This window comes from Calothrix sp. NIES-3974 (assembly GCF_002368395.1).
GTDB lineage: Bacteria > Cyanobacteriota > Cyanobacteriia > Cyanobacteriales > Nostocaceae > NIES-3974.
This window is the reverse complement of sequence record NZ_AP018254.1, coordinates 3084939-3102592: the sequence shown is the minus strand read 5'-3', so window position 1 is coordinate 3102592 and position 17654 is coordinate 3084939. Positions and strand designations below refer to the sequence as shown.

Below are 17654 nucleotides of genomic sequence, written 5' to 3'. Positions count from 1 at the left end.
TTCAATACAAAATATAAATAATCATAATTCATACCCAAATTCAGCAACGCCAATCATCCCAAGGACTTATTAATAACTAAGAATTACGTAGCTTGCTTCCCGCGTAGCGGGTATTACGAACTACGAATTACGTAGACGCGAAGCGGCTTGCCGCAGGCTATTACGAATTACAAAACACGATTAAGTAAGGAAAAAACCCCAAATCCAATTAGTAAAACTCCACTGACAGGATTAATCCAACCAGACCATTGTCGCAATTCTAATATTTTTTTAATAGAAGCCGTAAAAGTACCCGCCAAAATTAAAGGGACAACATAGCCAAGGGCATAGCAAAGCAGTAAAATACCCCCTAAGCCTAAATCATGGGTACTAGCAACCCAAGCTAATATACTTGCTAATACGGGGGTGCTACAGGGAGAAGCTACTAAACCAAAGCTCAAACCAATTAAATAAGCCCGTACTCCTGAAGGCAGTTCCTGGGAAATCCACTCAGTCCCTCCCCAATTCGGAAATTGTAACGGTAGAGCTTCTAATAGATTCAAACCCATCAAAATCGCCACCACACTGACAATAATCGGTAATCCAGTACCAATTTGACCGTAGACCTTACCTAAAACCGCAGCTGCAATACCTAGTCCCGCCAAGGTTGTTGCTAAACCCAAGGAAAACCAGATTGATTGTTTGGCAGCGTGCCAACGAGTTTGGGTTTCATAGCCACCAATATAACCAATCGTAATTGGTAGCATAGAGAGCATACAAGGACTGATACTTGTCAATAAACCAGCAATAAAAATTAACAAAATACTCACTAAACTGAGATGGGAAAGCTGGTTACTGACTAAGTTGTTAGCAAAATACTCGATTTTATAAAGATTAGTTTGCAGCGCTGACAACATGTTTTCAACATTAGCCTATTTTTCAGGGCTTTATTTCTTAGAACCTTTATCTATTCTGACATATTTCCAGTGGCAATCAGGTTTGATAACTATACGCGACGACGACGGGAAATTTGACCGCGAATCGGTACTATGTCGGCTTCGTTACTTTCCCGTGCAGCACGAATCAAGATTCCAGCTGCTAACATACTGGAAATCATCGAGTTACCACCATAACTAAATAGGGGTAGGGGTAATCCCGTAGTAGGTAATGCACCGGTTGTCACTGCGATATGGATTAAGGATTGGCCAACTAGAAGGATGGTAATACCCATCGCAATTAACTTATAAACTAGATTTGTGGTTTTGATGGCAACTAGCAATCCCAGGGTGGCATAGATAAACAGCACGGAAATCAAAACTGTGCAACCAACAAAGCCAAATTCTTCTGCAAAGACGGAAAAAATGAAGTCCGTATCTTGTATCGGTAGATAAAACTGTTTTTGTTGGGACATGGTAAAACCGACTCCCCAAGTTTGTCCCGAACCCACTGCTAATAAGCTTTGGACAAGTTGATAACCTGTGTTCATTGGGTCTTTCCAGGGGTCGATGAATGAGAGAATTCGTTTTAGCTGGTATGGTCTGACACTGACACTTAACCCAGCTAAAAATATTCCTCCTAGCGCAGTTCCACCTAAATACTTATAGGGTAAACCCGCAGTCAAGGCAACTAGCCATACTGTCATCCCACAAAGTGATGCAGTACTCAAGTTAGGTTGGGCAAGAATACCTAGAATCACTAAACTAAAGATACCTAACCAGGTCAGACGTACTCGCCATGCCAATTTATCCCAATTCCCAAATAAACGGGCGCTTTGGATGACTAGGAATGGTTTAATAAGCTCTGATGGCTGAATGGGGACTGGTCCAAGTAGACGACGAGCTGAACCCAGGTCGGTTTTTCCTAAACCTGGTATCAGAGTCACAAAAATTAGTCCCAGGAACAGAAATATGAACCAGTGGGAAGAGGAAATAAACCTGTGTAATGGTAAGTTAACAGCAATTTTAAATATGGCTAACCCCACTACGACCCACAGTAGCTGACGTTGGATGTAATATAGTCCGTCTTGATGGGTTGAACTAGCTACGGGGTAGGAAGCGGAAAATAAAACCACCAAACCGATTAATAACCAAACCAGGGTTAACCAATGCAGTAATCGAGCTTCTAAAGCCCAACTATTGACTGAATCATCGAAAAATGGAATTAGGCGGAGAATTTTCTTCACTGTTAATCTGGGCAATGGTAAGGTTCAGTGTTGATATTAACCTATTCGCTGCTGTTTGGTTATGAATCACAAAAAGAGGTCGCTCCTCGACCTCTTGACAACTCCCAGAAATGATAAATCAAACTCGAATCTCGAATATTGGTGTTGATGCTTAAAGTAACCCAGTATTTGCACCTTGCTTACCAGTTGCAAGTTCAACTTTAACGATTTTGCCACCCATTTTTTGAATCCGTTGCTGTTCTTTGAACCAGTTATCGTAGGCAACTAACTTGGTAAAGTAGGTGTTTTGTAATTCACGTTGGGTACGAATTCTGGTTTGGCTGGGAACGCAAGCCGTAATTTTAAACATGCGCATAGGTTTAATGTCTCCGATTTTGATGGGGATAACTTTTGTATGTGATGTCTTATGAAATTCTGCAAGCTAGTGGCTGTGATTAACTAATCTCTGATTTACCCAGTCCACTCACTCAAAGACTGGAAACCATGCGCCAATACAAGACCAATCCCACTCATCATGGCGATGATTCACCTGGATGATAAGCAAAGAACGGTTCTCGCACTCACGATTGATTTCCAGCCCTGATTTCGCACTGCCAACAATTTAATCTCGATATTTTCTGAAACTGAAATTGCTTTGTAGTACGAGTTATTCTTTTCCTAGCTTAAGCCGGAGGAGATGTAATCGAAGTAAACACCCATTTCTTTACCTGCATCTGGACCAACCAAGCTAGCTGTTACTTCTTTCATGGCTTGGATTGCTTGTACAGTTGCACCAATGGGTACTCCCAAGGAGTTGTAGGTTTCTTTTAATCCGTTGAGTACGCGCTCATCTAGGATAGAGGGGTCACCTGCGAGCATTGCGTAGGTTGCGTAACGGAGGTAGTAGTCGAGGTCGCGGATACATGCAGCGTAACGACGGGTGGTGTACATGTTACCACCGGGACGGGTGATATCGGAGTACAACAAGGATTTGGCAACTGCTTCTTTGACAATTGCGGCAGCGTTAGCGCTGATGGTGGTAGCTGCACGAACACGAAGTTCACCTGTTGCGAAGTAGCCTTTGAGCTTTTCCATCGCGGCCGAGTCTAGGTATTTACCTTGAACGTCGGAGGAGTTAATTACTGCGGTAATAGCGTCTTGCATTGTTGTGATTCCCTTATTTACAACCTAATGGCAGTCTTTTGCCTGTGTGCAAAATTCTAGTTTGGTTCCGATTTATTCTGCGATCGCAAAACTAGTAGTAATCGCACTATGACATTGCACCGATAACGTAGTCGAAGTAAGAACCTGCTTCTGCTGCGTCTTCTCCAGACATCATGCCAATAGCAATTCCTTTCATCGCGGCAACACCACCTGCTACTGCATCGATGGGGGTTCCCAAGGATTTGTACATTTCCCGAACGCCAACGATACCGATTTCTTCGATGGGGGTCACGTCACCAGATACGATTCCGTAGGTAATCAAACGCAGGTAGTAATCCAGGTCACGCAAGCAGGTTGCTGTCATTTCTTGACCATAGGCGTTTCCACCGGGAGAAACAACGTCAGGACGTTTTTGGAATAGTTGGTCGCCTGCTTGTTTCACAATCCGTTCACGGTTGTCGGTCAATACTTGAGCGATGCGTAGGCGCTTCTCTCCGCTTGTTACGAAGGTTTTGATTCTATCTAATTCGCCAGGGCTGAGGTAACGGGCTTCAGCGTCTGCATTCACGATGGACTTCGTGACGATACTCATTGAATGGATTCCTCCAATTACGAATGTAACCAGTAGTTTGATTAAAACTGGTGCAACTTTGTTTTTTTAATGGCTGACTGAGTTTTCGCTCTCTTGTGGTGATGAACAACAAGCTGTTTGACCTACTTATTGCCCAATTTCCACTTTTATTTGAGCCTGCTTGAGTAAATCCGAGTACACAAGCTGGGAAAACTCAGATACCTCCCGCAAATATTTTCCAGCATTCTGTTGAGTATTTATGACTGTTTTTAACAGTTTGTAACATTATTTTCAGGATTACCTCACATCCACAAGCCAGAACGATTGTCAAGCTTTTGGTTGGAGAAATTTACAGGGGAAGAAAGTAATACCCTAAATTGGATTTTGGATTTTGGATTGGGAATTGACCTGTAAATAGGGAGTAGAGACAACCCGTCGGGTCGTCTGTACAGGAAGTGGGGAGTGGAAATAAACTGTTTTCTTGTTTGGTTGTGTCTAAAAATAATATAAGGGGCTGACTTGACATTGTAGACGCACTAGTGGCTTGCTACAGGCTGTGGGGAGTAGGGAGTGGGGAAAAATGCCTTTCATTCGTTTAACTTCTGGTGTACCCAGTTTTCCACTATAAAGCTTGTCTAGGACAATGCTACCCATACGCTTACATGTAGACGCGTAGCGGTTTCTTATGAAGATGGCTACTCCCAAATCCCGATTTTCTCGCGAGAAGAAGATGGCTACTCCCAAATCCCGATTTTCTCGCGAGAAAATCCATGAAAAAACAACTGGGTAAGGAGTCAAAACCCTACTATCCCAGTTGAGTTGATTTATTTAAATTCAGGATGAAAAGTCCACCCTGATCTTATTTCCCGGTTTTACTCGGTTTTGATGCTACCAAGGTAGTTGGTCGCGAGGATGGGAGTACGCTGGTAAGGAACTACTTCGTTGCCAAAAAATTGTTCGTATTCACTGCTGTCGATAATAGTGTTCACAGCTTGAACAAACCCTTGTTGACGCAAAATCTCACCATAATGATGAATTTCAGCTTGGGTACTGGGTTTGCGTCCCAATAAATGCCGGAACATCAATTCAATCACCTTGGGTTGGGGATAGGCATTGACAAAGCGTTCTTGATATGCATTTGATGTCGCGATCGCTCTGACAAATTCCCGCACTGAGATTTTACCTGTTTCCAGTTTTGCCTCACCATCTAAGCAACGCCATTCTTCAGGGATTTGCCTAGTTCCTGCTCCCCAAATTTGGGTATAAACAGCATCCAGAATGGTTGCAAATACTGATTCATCCCTACGACCTAAACTCCAGCGATGAATCCTAATTACAGCTTTTTTGGGCTGATTTCTCCTGTCTGGGGAGTAACACTACGACCCAAGGTCTGGTATAACTCCGCCGTTTGCCGGGATTGGGCTGCCATATCTGCGATCGCTTTTCCAGTCATCGGCATTGTTGCCATATCCATTTTCGGCTTGATGGTGTCGAAACTGGGAACGACAATCTCGTCGTTCTGTTTGGTCAACTGGTTGTATAGGCGTTGGGTGTTGGGGAAGTTCGCCGCAGGTAGGGTGGGGAAGCGACGGTAGGGAACGGTGTCTTCTCCAAATACTTCCTGGTACTCAACACTGTTGACCATTGCGAAGATGAAGGCTTTAATCCCTTGGGTTGCCAAAATTTGATTGTATTTACGAATTTCGGCTTGATCTAAGGGTGCGCGTCCCAGGAAGTGTTTGGTTCCTAGCTCAATCACTTTCGTGTTGGGATAGGGTGTATAGAATTCCTTCAGGTATAAACTGGAACAACCCAATCCTTCGATAAATTCCTTAACAGTTATTTCCCCGTTACTCAGACGACTTTCCAGGACTTTAAATTCCCGCGAAGAAGCCACGTAGGGTGCAACATCACGCTCAAAGATTTGGCGGTAAGCAGCACTAATGACATTCTTAATTGCCACTTTATCGCTGTTATTCGCAACCAATTTGAAGACTTTGCTTTGCTCCCGTTGTTTGGGTACCCCTTGCTGAATCCGGAATTGGACATCTGGTTCCATCCGCATATCGGTGGGTGTACCCAGCTGCACAAACAATGGTGTTTCGTCTTTGGGTATGGAGGGGGCAATATCTTGGCGAATTGAACCTACTCGCAGATTACGCTGGGCTTGACCTGCGGGGGTAATATACCGTTCGTAGGGAACCGTATCTTCCCCGAAGGCTTCTGCGTACTCCTGGCTATCCAAAATCGCATCTATGAGGGCGTAAAAACCTTTTTTCGCACAAATATCGAAGTATTTGTTGGTTTCTTGACGACCATAGGTGGGACGACCCAATAAACGTCGATGGATGTATTCAACCGCCTTCATCACATACAAGCTAGTCCAATACATCTTCCGGAATGTATCGGATTTCGCCAAGCCGCGAATAAACTCCTTCATGGTGATATCACCGTTTTCGAGTTTAATTTCCAGTACGGTCAAACGCTGACCAGCGTATACTTCGCGACCAAACACCTGTAAGTATGCGGCTTTGATTGCTGCTTGGGTAGAAGTTTCGGAGAACTTAATGTTTGTACCAGCTTTAGATTTTTTTCCACGGGTTCCCGGTAGCTGATCCAGTTTAAATACCTTCGGTCCAAGTGTGCCGGGTGCAACACCACGAGCACCAGGATTGCTGTTTTGATTATTAATTCCCGGTCCACGGGTAATCAATAGGCGTTTGGTATCCTTACCAAAGAAAGCCGGACTACTGCTGGGGTTGCGGGTTTCTTTGGGGAAAATCGCCCCAAATTGAATTTCTAGGGGGTCATTTCCAGAACCGTACACATGTTGGTCTGGTAAGGGTTGGTTATAAGCCGCAAAGGTGGTAATAAATTGGGGAACCTTGCGGAAGGGGGCGCTATAGTTAAATAGGTCGATTTGTGGTCCCCAGTTGCGACATTCCTGGGCTTCTTGACCTAAACCACGTAAATAGGGTACGGTCTCTTCCCCAAAGTAATCTGAGTATTCCTGGGAATCCACTAGTGCATCCACGAGGGCAGATAAGCCACCACTAGAGACTATCGAGAAGTATTTTTGTACTTCTTCTCGGGAGCTAGGTCCCCGTCCGAGAATGTGACGAAAAGCCAATTCTAAAGCACGGCTATTGATAAACGGTTCAAAGAACTGTTTCCGATATAAAGGTGATTTGGCTAAACGGCGCACAAACTCTTTCATCGAGATGTCGCCGTTTTTCACCTGGGATTCCAAATAGGACAGGGATAATCCATAAGCACGGGTGATATCCCGTTCAAAGATTTGCCGATAAGCAGCCTTAACAATCTCGTTTTTCTCCGAAGTTGACAAACCCGGCTTCATGACAAATTTTTGCCGCCGTTCAGCCGCATTAAAGTAAATTTGTGGCAATTGCAAACCTTGCAGGTCAACGGATGAACGTTGACGTAGCTTGTTTGAGGGAGTGGGTGCTTTGAACTCCTCAATCAAAACATTCATGTACTGGGTGACAATTTCTACCGCTTCTGGGTCTTGGCGCACGTAGGAAATTGAAGCCGCTTTAATTTCTTGCAATGCTACTAGAGTTGCATCGGTCGAACAGGCATTTTCAATAATTTCCCGTAAACCCCGTGTATTCACCACCAGAATGTTCGGGTCTCCAGCCACGATTGCATAGGTAGCATAGCGCAAAAACCATGACAAATCCCGTAGGCTTTTGGCCATGTTTCCCGGACCATACCGAGCAATATTGATTGGTCGGAAACCGGCTGGAACTGGACCACCGGATGTGGAATTAAAAATCGAGCGCAGGTTTTCCAGGAATCCACCCCGTGTTTCCACATAGGTGACGGTTCCTAATTCCATTTGCCGACGCACATCGGCTGATTCTGCCATTGGTGCAGCTCCAGCCATTGCCATTGCTGGTTCCTCTTCCCGTGGCTTTTCTAAAAATGCCATTGGTGAACCACCGACAAAAATCCGGTTAGCTGCCCGTGAGACAATTATCTCCGAGTTATCGGTGAGCGTTTTGGCGATTTCTAGACGCTTGGCCCCCGAAGCGAAATAGCTTGATAATTCTTTTAATTCCCCAACTCCCAGATAGCGGTCTTGTTGCTCCGCTTGGGAAATGGTCGATAATGCTAGAGTCTGATAAAGTTGCGGACGCGCAACTGAACTTCCACCACTCGCCTTAACACTCATTGGATTTATAAAACTCCCATCATATGCGTTTATGTGTTAAGTTTGGGTCGATTTGCGGCTTGACAAGTCGGTGATTTCATGCATCTATTTTTACCACCAATCATGTTTCCGGAAAAAATTAACCCATTCAGTTTTTAGATTAAAACGTTTTGGGTTGTATCAGGGTAAATATTAAGAAGTATGTAGATTATGGGAGAAAAAGCTGGGGATTTTGGATTTTAGATTTTGGATTTTGGATTAACGCTTGCTGACAGCAGAACCACGGTACAAAGCCTCTAAAGGGGTGACAAGCGTCATCAACTCATTGTAGGGCAAGCTTTTCAGGCGATAGATACTGAAAAGATAAAAAGCCAACACTAATATTTTTCTATCCACCAGTGCTTAAAACTCCCATTCAACCGTTGAGCGATCGCTAAAATTAATTTTCATCTTTTCAGGAGTCGTTAAGACGAAAAGCTTGCCCTAGCTAGGTTACATCCACCTTGTTACCCCTCAGACAAAGCCGTGAAACTCGACAAAACCTCCTTTTCGTCTGGATTAACCTCCTCCCGTATCCTTAATTCAACTTCAACTGTTCCCCAATCTCCCCCTCCTCCTGTATTCTGTAATTCTGTATCCTGTATTCTTCTGCAATTATGTCCGAAGCTCAGTCCCAGACTCAACAAGTCACCGCAGCAGTTGCCAAACTTTATGATACCTACCCATTTCCTCCGGAACCGCTTCTAGATGAACCGCCACCGGGTTATAATTGGCGCTGGAATTGGTTGGCTGCCTATAATTTTTGTGCGGGAAGGAAACCGGAGCGGGAGAATATCCGTATTCTCGATGCGGGATGTGGTTCGGGGGTGGGTACGGAATATTTAGTGCATTTGAATCCCCATGCACAGGTGGTGGGGATTGACATTAGTGCAGGAACTTTGGAGGTAGCGCGGGAAAGATGTCGGCGCAGTGGAGCAGACCGGGTAGAATTTCAGCAGTTGAGTTTATTTGATGTGGAGCAGTTACCGGGGGAGTTTGATTTGATTAATTGTGTGGGGGTATTGCACCACACTGACGACCCGGTACGGGGGATTCAAGCTTTAGGGAGGAAGTTAGCACCTGGGGGAATTTTTCATATTTTTGTGTATGGGGAGTTAGGAAGATGGGAAGTTAGGTTAATGCAAAAAGCGATCGCATTGCTCCAGGGTGATCAACGGGGTGATTATCGTGATGGGGTGGAAATCGGTCGGAAAATTTTTGCTAGTCTCCCCGAAAATAACCGCATTCGCAAGCGTGACCAGGAACGGTGGAGTCTAGAAAATCATCGGGATGAAAATTTTGCGGATATGTATGTCCATCCCCAAGAAATTGATTACAATATTGATACTTTGTTTGAACTAATTGACGCATCGGGGTTAGAGTTTGTCGGTTTTTCTAATCCGGGATTTTGGAATTTAGAGCGACTCATCGGTAAATACCCGGAATTGATGGAGCGGAGTCAAAATTTATCTCCCCGGCAAATTTATCGTCTCATTGAACTACTTGACCCAGAAACCAGCCATTACGAATTTTTCCTTGCCCGTCCACCTTTGCGGAAATCGGACTGGAGTGATGATAATTTATTACAATCGGCGATTCCGGAAATTCATCCCTGTATCGATGGGTTTCCCGGTCAAACAGTTTTCAATTACGATTACCAAATTGTGAATTTAACCAGTGCAGAACTCGCATTCATGGAAGCATGTGATGGTAGTAGCAGTGTCACTCAGATTTTAGAACAGGTAGAATTAGATTTAACAGGAGTGCGATCGCTACAACAACGACAGCTGATTATCCTTAAGGAATAGGCGGGAATCCTGATTTATTGCCCAGGTGTAATCCAACTAGTTTCTCAAGCGATTTCCTAAATAGTAAAATACAGCAGATTCGAGGTTTATGAGGTACAGTAGCAACAATTAGTAAACCAATTTTTTAGATGCTTTGGATCAACTAATGTCAGTGCAATTTTAATTAAACCATCAACTACAGATGCACTTTTAGGAGAAAACTGTTTTAAGAACGCTTTTAATTGTGACCACCAATGTTCAATTGGATTAAATTCAGGGGAATAAGGAGATAGATAAAGAACACTTGCTCCTACAGATTCAATCAAAGGCTTAATCTCTTCGACTTTATGTGCTGGCAGATTATCCATTACAACGACTGCACCAACCCATAATTGTGGAAGTAAAAAATGCTCTACAAAAACTTTATAAGCTTCTCCATTCATTGAGCCATTTAAAGTCATCACAGCTAAGACTTTTTTGAAGCTAATTCCTCCAATTACACTTATTTTTGCACCTCGGTAATATGGTTTAAAATCATAAGCTCTACTCCCGCGATCGCTTCGAGCATGAGTTCTAGTCAAACCAAGCAAAACACCCATTTCGTCTATAAACACAAGGTTTTCTGGGTCTATGTGTTTTACTTTCTCCCAATATTCTAATCTCAGTTTTTGGACTCTTTCTGTTTTCGCTTGGCTGCTACGTAAAGTCTTTTTTTTCGAGTTAATTCTTGTTTTTGCAATGCACAACACATCACACTTGCACACACCCAAATGTTATATTTTTCTCCAAAATACTCGCAATATTCCAATAAAGTTAAATCCGGGTAACTTTGAACCATTTCTGCTAATTCGCCACCGTAATCATCTAGCTTACCCTTCATTGCTCCACCTTGCTTTTTGGGTTCTAGATGCCCTTCCAATCTTTTTTGCCTGATTAGCTTCTGCACATAGCTTTTTGCTATACCAAACTGCACAGCTACTCCTCGAATTGATGTATCACCCTTTTCGTAAGCACTTACTATTTTTTCTCGTAAATCGATTGAGTAGGGTTTCATTTTAATTTTTGATGCACTAATAACAAGTGTACCTCATTTACCTCGAAAGTGCTGTAGTTCATTAATACTCTCAATTAAAAAAAATGTAACGGTAAACGATGGCTTTATCAGCAAACAATCGAACTTTAATAGTTCGTACAGAGCGTGGTTTAACAATTGCAGGTACACGCATCAGTCTTTACGATGTTTTAGATTTTTTGAAAATCCATTACCCACCTAAATTAATCCGCGACAAACTGAATCTGACGGATGCACAAATTGAAGCAGCTTTATCCTACATTGAAGCAAATCGATCAACCATAGAGATAGAATATCAACAAGTTCTTCACACAAGAGAAGAAATTTACCAATATTGGCAAGAACGTAATCGCGATCGCCTGGCTAAAATTGCATCAATGCCCCACAAACCAGACCAAGAAGCCCTCTGGAAAAAGCTTGAGGAGCAAAAAGCTAGACGAATCGCTAATCAAACATGACCTTCCTAGTTGATTATAATCTAGACGGCTACGCCCTCCTGTTTTTGGGTATTTTAGCAAAATTCGGCTGGCTAGAATTGATTGCAATTCTATTTGTCACCTTCAGAGATGTTGGGCTATTGATGGAAAGTAGCGATCGCGTCGTTTGGCGTTATGCTCAAGACAATCAAATGATGATACTCACAGCTAATCGAAACATGAAAGGTGAGGACTCATTAGAACAGTTAATACGTGAGGAAAATACGGAAAATTCTTTTCCAGTTGTAACGATTGGAAGTCTTGATCGGCTTGATGAAGCTGACTATCGAGAACGCTGCATATAACGCTTGATTGAGATAGTAATAGATATAGATAACTACAAAGGTTCTGGTCGTCTATTTATTCCATGATTTTGATATCGTTTCTAGAGTAAATTTTATAACTTGCAATACATGATTCGGTCTACCGATTCCTGCATATTTTTGGATACAAGACTCTCTGAATACAAGTTCTACAAATATTTTCGGTTTGATTCCTTCCAAAATCCTGCCACTCAAACCTGATCTTCGGGAACAAAAACTGCCAAAATCAACAGTTAGAATGTGAAATAGGAAAGTTTTGGCTGACCTTGGTGGCTTACCATCCCGATTTATCGACTAAACTAACAATCGCAGATGGGGGAATAGTAAATTTTCGGCAACCCGGCCAAGTTTTATAGTCAGACCACTGGTCCTCCCAGTTCATTGCGGAATCTCCCCATCCAGAATCCATCGCCAAGTGAGGAATCGGGTCTGTATAAATATCAACAAAGCTGTTCATCCCTAGTGACGATTCCCCAAAATCGTACTATCGTGAATTTACTGACTTGATCATGGTCTGGAATCTCCCGTCTACTCACCTGATGATTACCCTTGGTGACAATATAGTTTTTTCTTAAAGTATTGTTACCCAATCATGATATGATTCAACTGGCTGAAAATTAAAAGTCAACTAGCTAGCTTTACTGGTATCGAGTCCTGTGAGCTATCGAGACGAATCTCACGTCCCCATCTCAACAAATCAGCAGGATGATGCCGATGGTCAAAAAAATACTACCACGGCAAATTCCATGCAGGAGTTTTACCAACTTTATCGACAGTTGTTGGTAATAACTTTGGCGCTAATTGGAATTATTTTCATCTCTGTGTGGATTTTTTACTCCATGAACATTGCCCTCAATTATTTGCTTGGGGCATGTGCTGGTGTGCTTTACTTAAGAATGTTAGCAAAAGATGTTGAGGGGTTAAGTGAGGAAAATCAGAGCTTGAGCAAGAACCGTCTGGCTTTAGTCGCGGTACTAATAATTGTGGCCAGTCAATGGCAGCAGTTAAAAATCTTGCCCATATTTCTGGGTTTTCTCACCTATAAAGCCACACTCTTGGTCTACATGCTACAAATTGCTTTCATATCTGACTCAAAATAATATTTGATTCTGTGTTATTGGTGAAGTTAGATTGATAGCGAGTAATCCTCCAATCCTAACTGTTTGGGGAAAGTTCTTGAAGAATGCCAATGCTTAGTGTCTTAAACGCTGTTAATTCTTTTCCCCTAGCCTCGTTGGAAGTAGGGCATCATTTTTATTGGGAAATAGGCAATCTCAGATTACATGGACAGGTTTTTTTGACTTCCTGGTTTGTGATTGCGGTGCTGGTAATAGCTTCATTGGCTGCAACTAGCAATATCCAGAGAATTCCAAAGGGTATCCAAAATTTGATGGAATATGCCTTAGAATTTATTCGGGATTTAACAAAAAACCAGTTGGGTGAAAAAGAGTATCGCCCTTGGGTACCGTTTATTGGTACTTTATTTTTGTTTATCTTCGTATCGAATTGGTCTGGAGCGTTAATACCCTGGAAACTAATCAAGTTACCAGAGGGCGAATTAGCAGCCCCGACAAATGATATAAATACGACGGTGGCATTGGCGTTACTAACTTCTTTAGCCTATTTCTACGCTGGTTTTAGCAAGAAAGGTTTGGGTTACTTTAAAAAGTACATTGAACCTACGCCAGTTCTATTACCAATTGCGATTTTAGAAGACTTCACCAAGCCTCTTTCCCTCAGTTTCCGTTTATTTGGTAACATCTTGGCGGATGAATTGGTGGTGGGAGTGCTGGTGCTACTAGTTCCTTTGTTTGTACCTTTACCAGTGATGGCATTAGGTTTATTTACTAGTGCAATTCAGGCTTTGGTATTTGCCACCTTGGCTGGTGCTTACATCCATGAAGCCTTAGAAGGTCACGGAGAAGAGGGACACGAGGAACATTAAAATCCATGTCATGGGTTTCATGTCTGGATTTTGTCACAAATAAGAAAAATGAGACTTTGGATGTATTGAGATGGACTAGAAACCAATCAATCATACAATTCTCTCTGAACTTGGGAATTCCGCATCAGGAAATCCAAATAACTGCCCATAACGTTTTTGTACTAAGTATTTAAGGAAGATAAAAATGGATCCATTAATCGCTGCTGCTTCGGTTCTCGCTGCTGCTTTAGCTGTTGGTTTAGCTTCAATTGGTCCGGGATTAGGACAAGGTAATGCTGCTGGTGAAGCGGTTTCCGGTATTGCTCGTCAACCAGAAGCAGAAGGAAAAATTCGCGGTACATTGTTGTTAACCTTAGCGTTCATGGAATCTTTAACCATCTACGGTTTGGTGATTGCCCTAGTATTGTTATTCGCTAACCCATTTTCCTAAAATAGCTAATTGATTGTAGAGACGCAGTGTGGAAGATGTGTAAGCATTTTGTACATGGTGCGTCTCTACGGTTGATGTTGGTTATTGGGAAATTTGAGTGTGTGGACACGACTCCCTTGTTGGCAATCGGGTTTCCGAAAACAGAGATTTGTTGATATTGCTGACAATAAGAAAAATCTTGTAGGCCGAACGACGGGAAGAAATGTTTGATTTTGATGCAACTTTACCCTTTATGGCGTTGCAGTTCTTGCTGTTAGCGGTTTTATTGAATGCAATTTTCTATAAGCCCCTAACCAAAGCATTGGACGATCGCGATAACTACATCCGAACCAATAAGTTAGATGCTCGTACTCGTTTGGATCAAGCAGAACGTTTGATTAAGGATTATGAGATGCAATTGGCGGATGCTCGGAAAAAATCCCAAGCTTTAATTGCCGAAGCTGAGGCTGAAGCACAGAAAATTTATGCCCAAAGGGTTGCGGAAGCACAAAGAGAAGCGCAAATGCAACGGGAACAGGCAGCTAGTGAAATCGAACGCCAAAAGCAAGCAGCTTTAAGTTCGTTAGAGCAACAGGTAGATTCCCTGAGTCAGCAGATTTTAGGGAAACTATTGGGAGCCAATTATGCTAGATAGAGCGGTCTAGATAAAGCGATAAATTAATATCACCCCATAGGTCCGGTCAAGCCTACGCGCAAAACGGGTGAATGCGATCGCATCATCCCCGTATAAAGTGTAAAAAATCACACTTTTGTTCTCGAAGAATTGAGAATTTAACCTAGGTTAGCAGTGAAATAGCGCAGTTATAGATAGGTATGATGGGCACTTTGTTATTTTTGGCAACAGAGGCGATCGCATCCCAGGAAGAGGGGGGTTTTGGTCTCAACTTAGATATTCTAGAAACCAACGTCATCAACCTGGCGATTCTAGTTGGGGTATTGGTGGTTTTTGGAAGAAAGTTCTTGGCTAACACCTTAAACGAACGCCGAGCAAATATTGAAGCAACAATAAAAGAAGCTGAACAACGTTTAGCAGAAGCGACTGCAAAGTTAGCAGAAGCGCAAAAAAGTGTGAAGGAATCAGAGCAGGAAGCACAACGGATTCTGCGTGCAGCCGAGGACATTGCCAAAGATGCGAGGGAAGCGATTTTGGCAAAAGCGGCGGTGGATGTACAACGGATGAAGGATGTGGCTGCGGCTGATTTGAATACGGAACAAGAAAAGGCGATCGCCTACGTGCGATCGCAAGTTGTGGCGAAAGCCTTAGCAAAGGTGGAAGCAGAATTGCAATCAGGAGTGTCGGATGAGACTCAACAAAAACTGATTGACAGCAGCATTGCGTTATTAGGAGGACGGTAGTGATGAGAAGTGCGATCGCCACCGAAGAAATCGCTGCACCCTATGCTGAAGCGTTAATGTCCGTAGCCCAATCCCATAATCTGACGGAGGCATTTGGTAATGATGCACGGGGTTTAGTTGGGTTATTAGAGGAAAGCGAACAACTACGGACTTTTTTGGAAAATCCTTTCATCCCTGGGGAGGGGAAAAAGGCGGTGATTAATCGCATTTTAGGCGATGATACCAACCCCTTGTTCCGTAATTTCCTCATGTTGTTGGTGGATCGGAAGCGGATTTATGTATTGTCGGCAGTGTGTCAGCAATATTTGGCCTTACTGCGGGAATTAAATCAAACGGTTTTGGCAGAAGTGACTTCAGCAGTACCCCTTTCGGATGCACAACAGCAAGCCGTGAGGGAAAAAGTAATTGCCATGACCAATGCTCGTGAAGTTGAACTAAGTCAGAAAATAGACAGAGACTTGATTGGTGGGGTCATCATCAAAGTTGGTTCCCAGGTGGTGGACGCAAGTTTACGTGGTCAATTGCGGCGCTTGTCTTTGCGTTTAAGCGGTTCCTAATGTCAACAGTGAACTCCATCGCAACTGGATAATTTATTTTTGGGTATTCCCTCAAATTTTCCGTTTAATTCCCTCAATTTTGAAAAGCAAACATGAGTATTTCCATTAGACCAGACGAAATTAGTAGCATTATTCAGCAGCAAATCGAGCAATATGACCAAGGAGTCAAAGTTGCCAATGTGGGAACCGTGCTGCAAGTTGGTGACGGTGTAGCCCGTGTGTATGGTTTAGAAAAGGCCATGGCTGGGGAACTGTTAGAGTTTGAAGACGGTACAGTTGGTATCGCTTTAAACTTGGAAGAAGATAACGTCGGTGCGGTATTAATGGGTGAAGGACGGGAAATCCAAGAAGGAAGTACCGTCACGGCTACCGGACGGATTGCTCAAGTTCCCGTAGGTGAAGCGATGATTGGTCGGGTGGTAGATGCACTCGGTCGTCCCATCGATGGTAAGGGCGAAATTAAAACCACCGAAAGCCGGTTGATTGAATCAATGGCTCCAGGGATTATCGCTCGTCGTTCGGTTCACGAACCTCTGCAAACCGGGATTACTGCGATTGACTCCATGATTCCTATCGGTCGGGGACAACGGGAGTTGATTATTGGTGACCGACAAACAGGTAAAACCGCGATCGCCATTGACACAATTATTAACCAAAAAGAAGAAGACGTAATCTGTGTGTACGTGGCCGTTGGTCAAAAAGCTTCCACCGTTGCCAATGTGATCCAAACCCTGCAAGATAAGGGAGCGATGGACTACACCATTGTGGTAGCTGCCAACGCATCTGACCCTGCACCCCTGCAATTCTTGGCTCCCTACGCTGGTGCAGCCTTAGCTGAGTACTTTATGTACAAGGGTAAAGCTACCCTGGTGATTTATGACGACCTCTCTAAACAAGCGGCAGCCTATCGCCAAATGTCCCTATTGTTACGTCGTCCCCCGGGTCGGGAAGCATACCCTGGTGATGTATTTTACATCCATTCCCGTCTTCTGGAACGGGCAGCTAAACTCAGTGACGAATTAGGTGGCGGTAGTATGACTGCCCTACCGATTATCGAAACCCAAGCGGGTGACGTATCAGCCTATATTCCCACCAATGTTATTTCCATTACCGACGGTCAGATTTTCTTATCATCCGACCTGTTTAACGCCGGTGTACGTCCAGCTGTGAACCCTGGTATTTCCGTATCCCGTGTCGGTTCAGCCGCTCAAACCAAGGCCATGAAAAAAGTGGCAGGGAAAATCAAACTGGAACTAGCTCAGTTCGACGACCTGCAAGCCTTTGCCCAGTTTGCCTCCGACCTGGATAAAGCCACCCAAGACCAGTTAGCACGGGGAACTCGACTGCGGGAACTACTCAAACAGCCCCAAAATTCACCCCTATCCGTAGCAGAACAGGTCGCAATTCTGTATGCAGGGATTAACGGTTACTTAGATGATATCCCTGTAGATAAAGTATTACCCTTTACCCAAGGTTTACGGGAGTATTTGAAAAATAGCAAACCTGCTTACGCTCAAGCTGTGCAAACCTCAAAAGTGATGGGGGATGCGGAGGAAGCAGCCTTGAAAGAAGGTATTACAGAATACAAGAAAACCTTCATGGCCTAATCATGAGCAGAGA

General features: G+C 43.5%; 18 protein-coding genes and 2 pseudogenes. 10 read left to right on the top strand and 10 right to left on the bottom strand.

Annotation, left to right across the window (positions count from 1 at the left end; genetic code table 11):
- Positions 1–167: 167 nt before the first annotated feature.
- From CDC37_RS12405 to CDC37_RS24285, 7 genes and pseudogenes are all read right to left on the bottom strand, one after another.
- Entirely contained in the window at positions 168–896 is a 729-nt protein-coding gene (locus CDC37_RS12405; protein ID WP_096622259.1) for a cytochrome c biogenesis protein CcdA, read from the bottom strand.
- Between the two features lie 89 nt (positions 897–985).
- Positions 986–2161: an FtsW/RodA/SpoVE family cell cycle protein gene (locus tag CDC37_RS12400; protein WP_096622258.1), complete on the bottom strand. Its 1176-nt coding sequence runs from the start codon at positions 2159–2161 to the stop codon at positions 986–988.
- 151 nt (positions 2162–2312) lie between these two features.
- Positions 2313–2516, bottom strand: a complete 204-nt coding sequence (locus CDC37_RS12395) for a phycobilisome linker polypeptide (RefSeq protein ID WP_096622257.1) — start codon at positions 2514–2516, stop codon at positions 2313–2315.
- Positions 2517–2818: 302 nt separating this feature from the next.
- Positions 2819–3304, bottom strand: a complete 486-nt coding sequence (gene apcB, locus CDC37_RS12390) for an allophycocyanin subunit beta (RefSeq protein ID WP_096622256.1) — start codon at positions 3302–3304, stop codon at positions 2819–2821.
- Between the two features lie 106 nt (positions 3305–3410).
- Positions 3411–3896, bottom strand: a complete 486-nt coding sequence (gene apcA, locus CDC37_RS12385; protein ID WP_096622255.1) for an allophycocyanin subunit alpha — start codon at positions 3894–3896, stop codon at positions 3411–3413.
- Between the two features lie 851 nt (positions 3897–4747).
- Positions 4748–8070 (bottom strand): annotated as a pseudogene (locus CDC37_RS12380) (phycobilisome rod-core linker polypeptide).
- A gap of 237 nt (positions 8071–8307) precedes the next feature.
- A complete protein-coding gene (locus tag CDC37_RS24285; protein ID WP_157780732.1) occupies positions 8308–8445 on the bottom strand; it encodes a hypothetical protein in 138 nt (45 codons plus the stop codon).
- Positions 8446–8705: 260 nt separating this feature from the next.
- Between CDC37_RS24285 and CDC37_RS12375 the strand changes: the two genes are divergently transcribed.
- Complete coding sequence (locus CDC37_RS12375; RefSeq protein ID WP_096622254.1) at positions 8706–9896, top strand: class I SAM-dependent methyltransferase; 1191 nt, start codon at positions 8706–8708, stop codon at positions 9894–9896.
- Positions 9897–9982: 86 nt separating this feature from the next.
- Here the strand turns inward: CDC37_RS12375 and CDC37_RS24280 are convergent, their stop codons facing one another.
- Positions 9983–10624 carry an IS630 family transposase gene (locus CDC37_RS24280; RefSeq protein ID WP_197707004.1) on the bottom strand — a complete coding sequence of 214 codons (642 nt, stop codon included), beginning with the start codon at positions 10622–10624 and terminating at the stop codon, positions 9983–9985.
- A complete protein-coding gene (locus CDC37_RS24925; RefSeq protein WP_096620491.1) occupies positions 10537–10929 on the bottom strand; it encodes a helix-turn-helix domain-containing protein in 393 nt (130 codons plus the stop codon). Before CDC37_RS24925 ends, CDC37_RS24280 begins: the two co-directional genes overlap by 88 nt.
- Before the next feature lie 98 nt (positions 10930–11027).
- Between CDC37_RS24925 and CDC37_RS12360 the strand changes: the two genes are divergently transcribed.
- Complete coding sequence (locus tag CDC37_RS12360) at positions 11028–11405, top strand: DUF433 domain-containing protein (RefSeq protein WP_096622253.1); 378 nt, start codon at positions 11028–11030, stop codon at positions 11403–11405.
- Positions 11402–11794: pseudogene (locus CDC37_RS12355) on the top strand (DUF5615 family PIN-like protein). The gene CDC37_RS12360 and the pseudogene CDC37_RS12355 overlap by 4 nt, the downstream one beginning before the upstream one ends.
- A gap of 226 nt (positions 11795–12020) precedes the next feature.
- On the opposite strand, the gene CDC37_RS12350 reads toward CDC37_RS12355, so the two are convergent.
- Positions 12021–12203, bottom strand: coding sequence for a hypothetical protein (locus CDC37_RS12350; protein WP_096622252.1), 183 nt, complete (start codon positions 12201–12203; stop codon positions 12021–12023).
- Positions 12204–12402: 199 nt separating this feature from the next.
- Between CDC37_RS12350 and CDC37_RS12345 the strand changes: the two genes are divergently transcribed.
- The 7 genes from CDC37_RS12345 (at position 12403) to atpA (ending at position 17641) form a co-directional block, all read left to right on the top strand.
- Positions 12403–12846: an ATP synthase subunit I gene (locus CDC37_RS12345; protein ID WP_096622251.1), complete on the top strand. Its 444-nt coding sequence runs from the start codon at positions 12403–12405 to the stop codon at positions 12844–12846.
- 83 nt (positions 12847–12929) lie between these two features.
- The gene (gene atpB / locus CDC37_RS12340) at positions 12930–13691 is read left to right on the top strand and encodes a F0F1 ATP synthase subunit A (protein ID WP_172892778.1); all 762 of its coding nucleotides are present in this window, start codon (positions 12930–12932) and stop codon (positions 13689–13691) included.
- A 184-nt stretch (positions 13692–13875) separates the two neighbouring features.
- Positions 13876–14121: an ATP synthase F0 subunit C gene (gene atpE / locus CDC37_RS12335; protein WP_096622249.1), complete on the top strand. Its 246-nt coding sequence runs from the start codon at positions 13876–13878 to the stop codon at positions 14119–14121.
- A 202-nt stretch (positions 14122–14323) separates the two neighbouring features.
- Positions 14324–14755 carry a F0F1 ATP synthase subunit B' gene (locus CDC37_RS12330; protein ID WP_096622248.1) on the top strand — a complete coding sequence of 144 codons (432 nt, stop codon included), beginning with the start codon at positions 14324–14326 and terminating at the stop codon, positions 14753–14755.
- Positions 14756–14928: 173 nt separating this feature from the next.
- Positions 14929–15477, top strand: a complete 549-nt coding sequence (locus CDC37_RS12325) for a F0F1 ATP synthase subunit B (RefSeq protein WP_096622247.1) — start codon at positions 14929–14931, stop codon at positions 15475–15477.
- A gap of 2 nt (positions 15478–15479) precedes the next feature.
- The gene (atpH, locus tag CDC37_RS12320; protein ID WP_096622246.1) at positions 15480–16034 is read left to right on the top strand and encodes an ATP synthase F1 subunit delta; all 555 of its coding nucleotides are present in this window, start codon (positions 15480–15482) and stop codon (positions 16032–16034) included.
- Positions 16035–16126: 92 nt separating this feature from the next.
- The gene (gene atpA / locus CDC37_RS12315; protein ID WP_096622245.1) at positions 16127–17641 is read left to right on the top strand and encodes a F0F1 ATP synthase subunit alpha; all 1515 of its coding nucleotides are present in this window, start codon (positions 16127–16129) and stop codon (positions 17639–17641) included.
- Positions 17642–17654 lie beyond the last annotated feature (13 nt).

Excerpts from the sequence above, each read along its gene's own strand:
- CDC37_RS12405 (WP_096622259.1), bottom strand. The coding sequence starts at position 896 with ATGTTGTCAGCGCTGCAAACTAATCTTTATAAAATCGAGTATTTTGCT.
- CDC37_RS12395 (WP_096622257.1), bottom strand. The coding sequence starts at position 2,516 with ATGCGCATGTTTAAAATTACGGCTTGCGTTCCCAGCCAAACCAGAATT.
- apcB (WP_096622256.1), bottom strand. The coding sequence starts at position 3,304 with ATGCAAGACGCTATTACCGCAGTAATTAACTCCTCCGACGTTCAAGGT.
- apcA (WP_096622255.1), bottom strand. The coding sequence starts at position 3,896 with ATGAGTATCGTCACGAAGTCCATCGTGAATGCAGACGCTGAAGCCCGT.
- CDC37_RS12375 (WP_096622254.1), top strand. The coding sequence starts at position 8,706 with ATGTCCGAAGCTCAGTCCCAGACTCAACAAGTCACCGCAGCAGTTGCC.
- CDC37_RS24925 (WP_096620491.1), bottom strand. The coding sequence starts at position 10,929 with ATGAAACCCTACTCAATCGATTTACGAGAAAAAATAGTAAGTGCTTAC.
- CDC37_RS12360 (WP_096622253.1), top strand. The coding sequence starts at position 11,028 with ATGGCTTTATCAGCAAACAATCGAACTTTAATAGTTCGTACAGAGCGT.
- CDC37_RS12350 (WP_096622252.1), bottom strand. The coding sequence starts at position 12,203 with ATGAACAGCTTTGTTGATATTTATACAGACCCGATTCCTCACTTGGCG.
- atpB (WP_172892778.1), top strand. The coding sequence starts at position 12,930 with ATGCCAATGCTTAGTGTCTTAAACGCTGTTAATTCTTTTCCCCTAGCC.
- atpE (WP_096622249.1), top strand. The coding sequence starts at position 13,876 with ATGGATCCATTAATCGCTGCTGCTTCGGTTCTCGCTGCTGCTTTAGCT.
- CDC37_RS12330 (WP_096622248.1), top strand. The coding sequence starts at position 14,324 with ATGTTTGATTTTGATGCAACTTTACCCTTTATGGCGTTGCAGTTCTTG.
- atpH (WP_096622246.1), top strand. The coding sequence starts at position 15,480 with ATGAGAAGTGCGATCGCCACCGAAGAAATCGCTGCACCCTATGCTGAA.
- atpA (WP_096622245.1), top strand. The coding sequence starts at position 16,127 with ATGAGTATTTCCATTAGACCAGACGAAATTAGTAGCATTATTCAGCAG.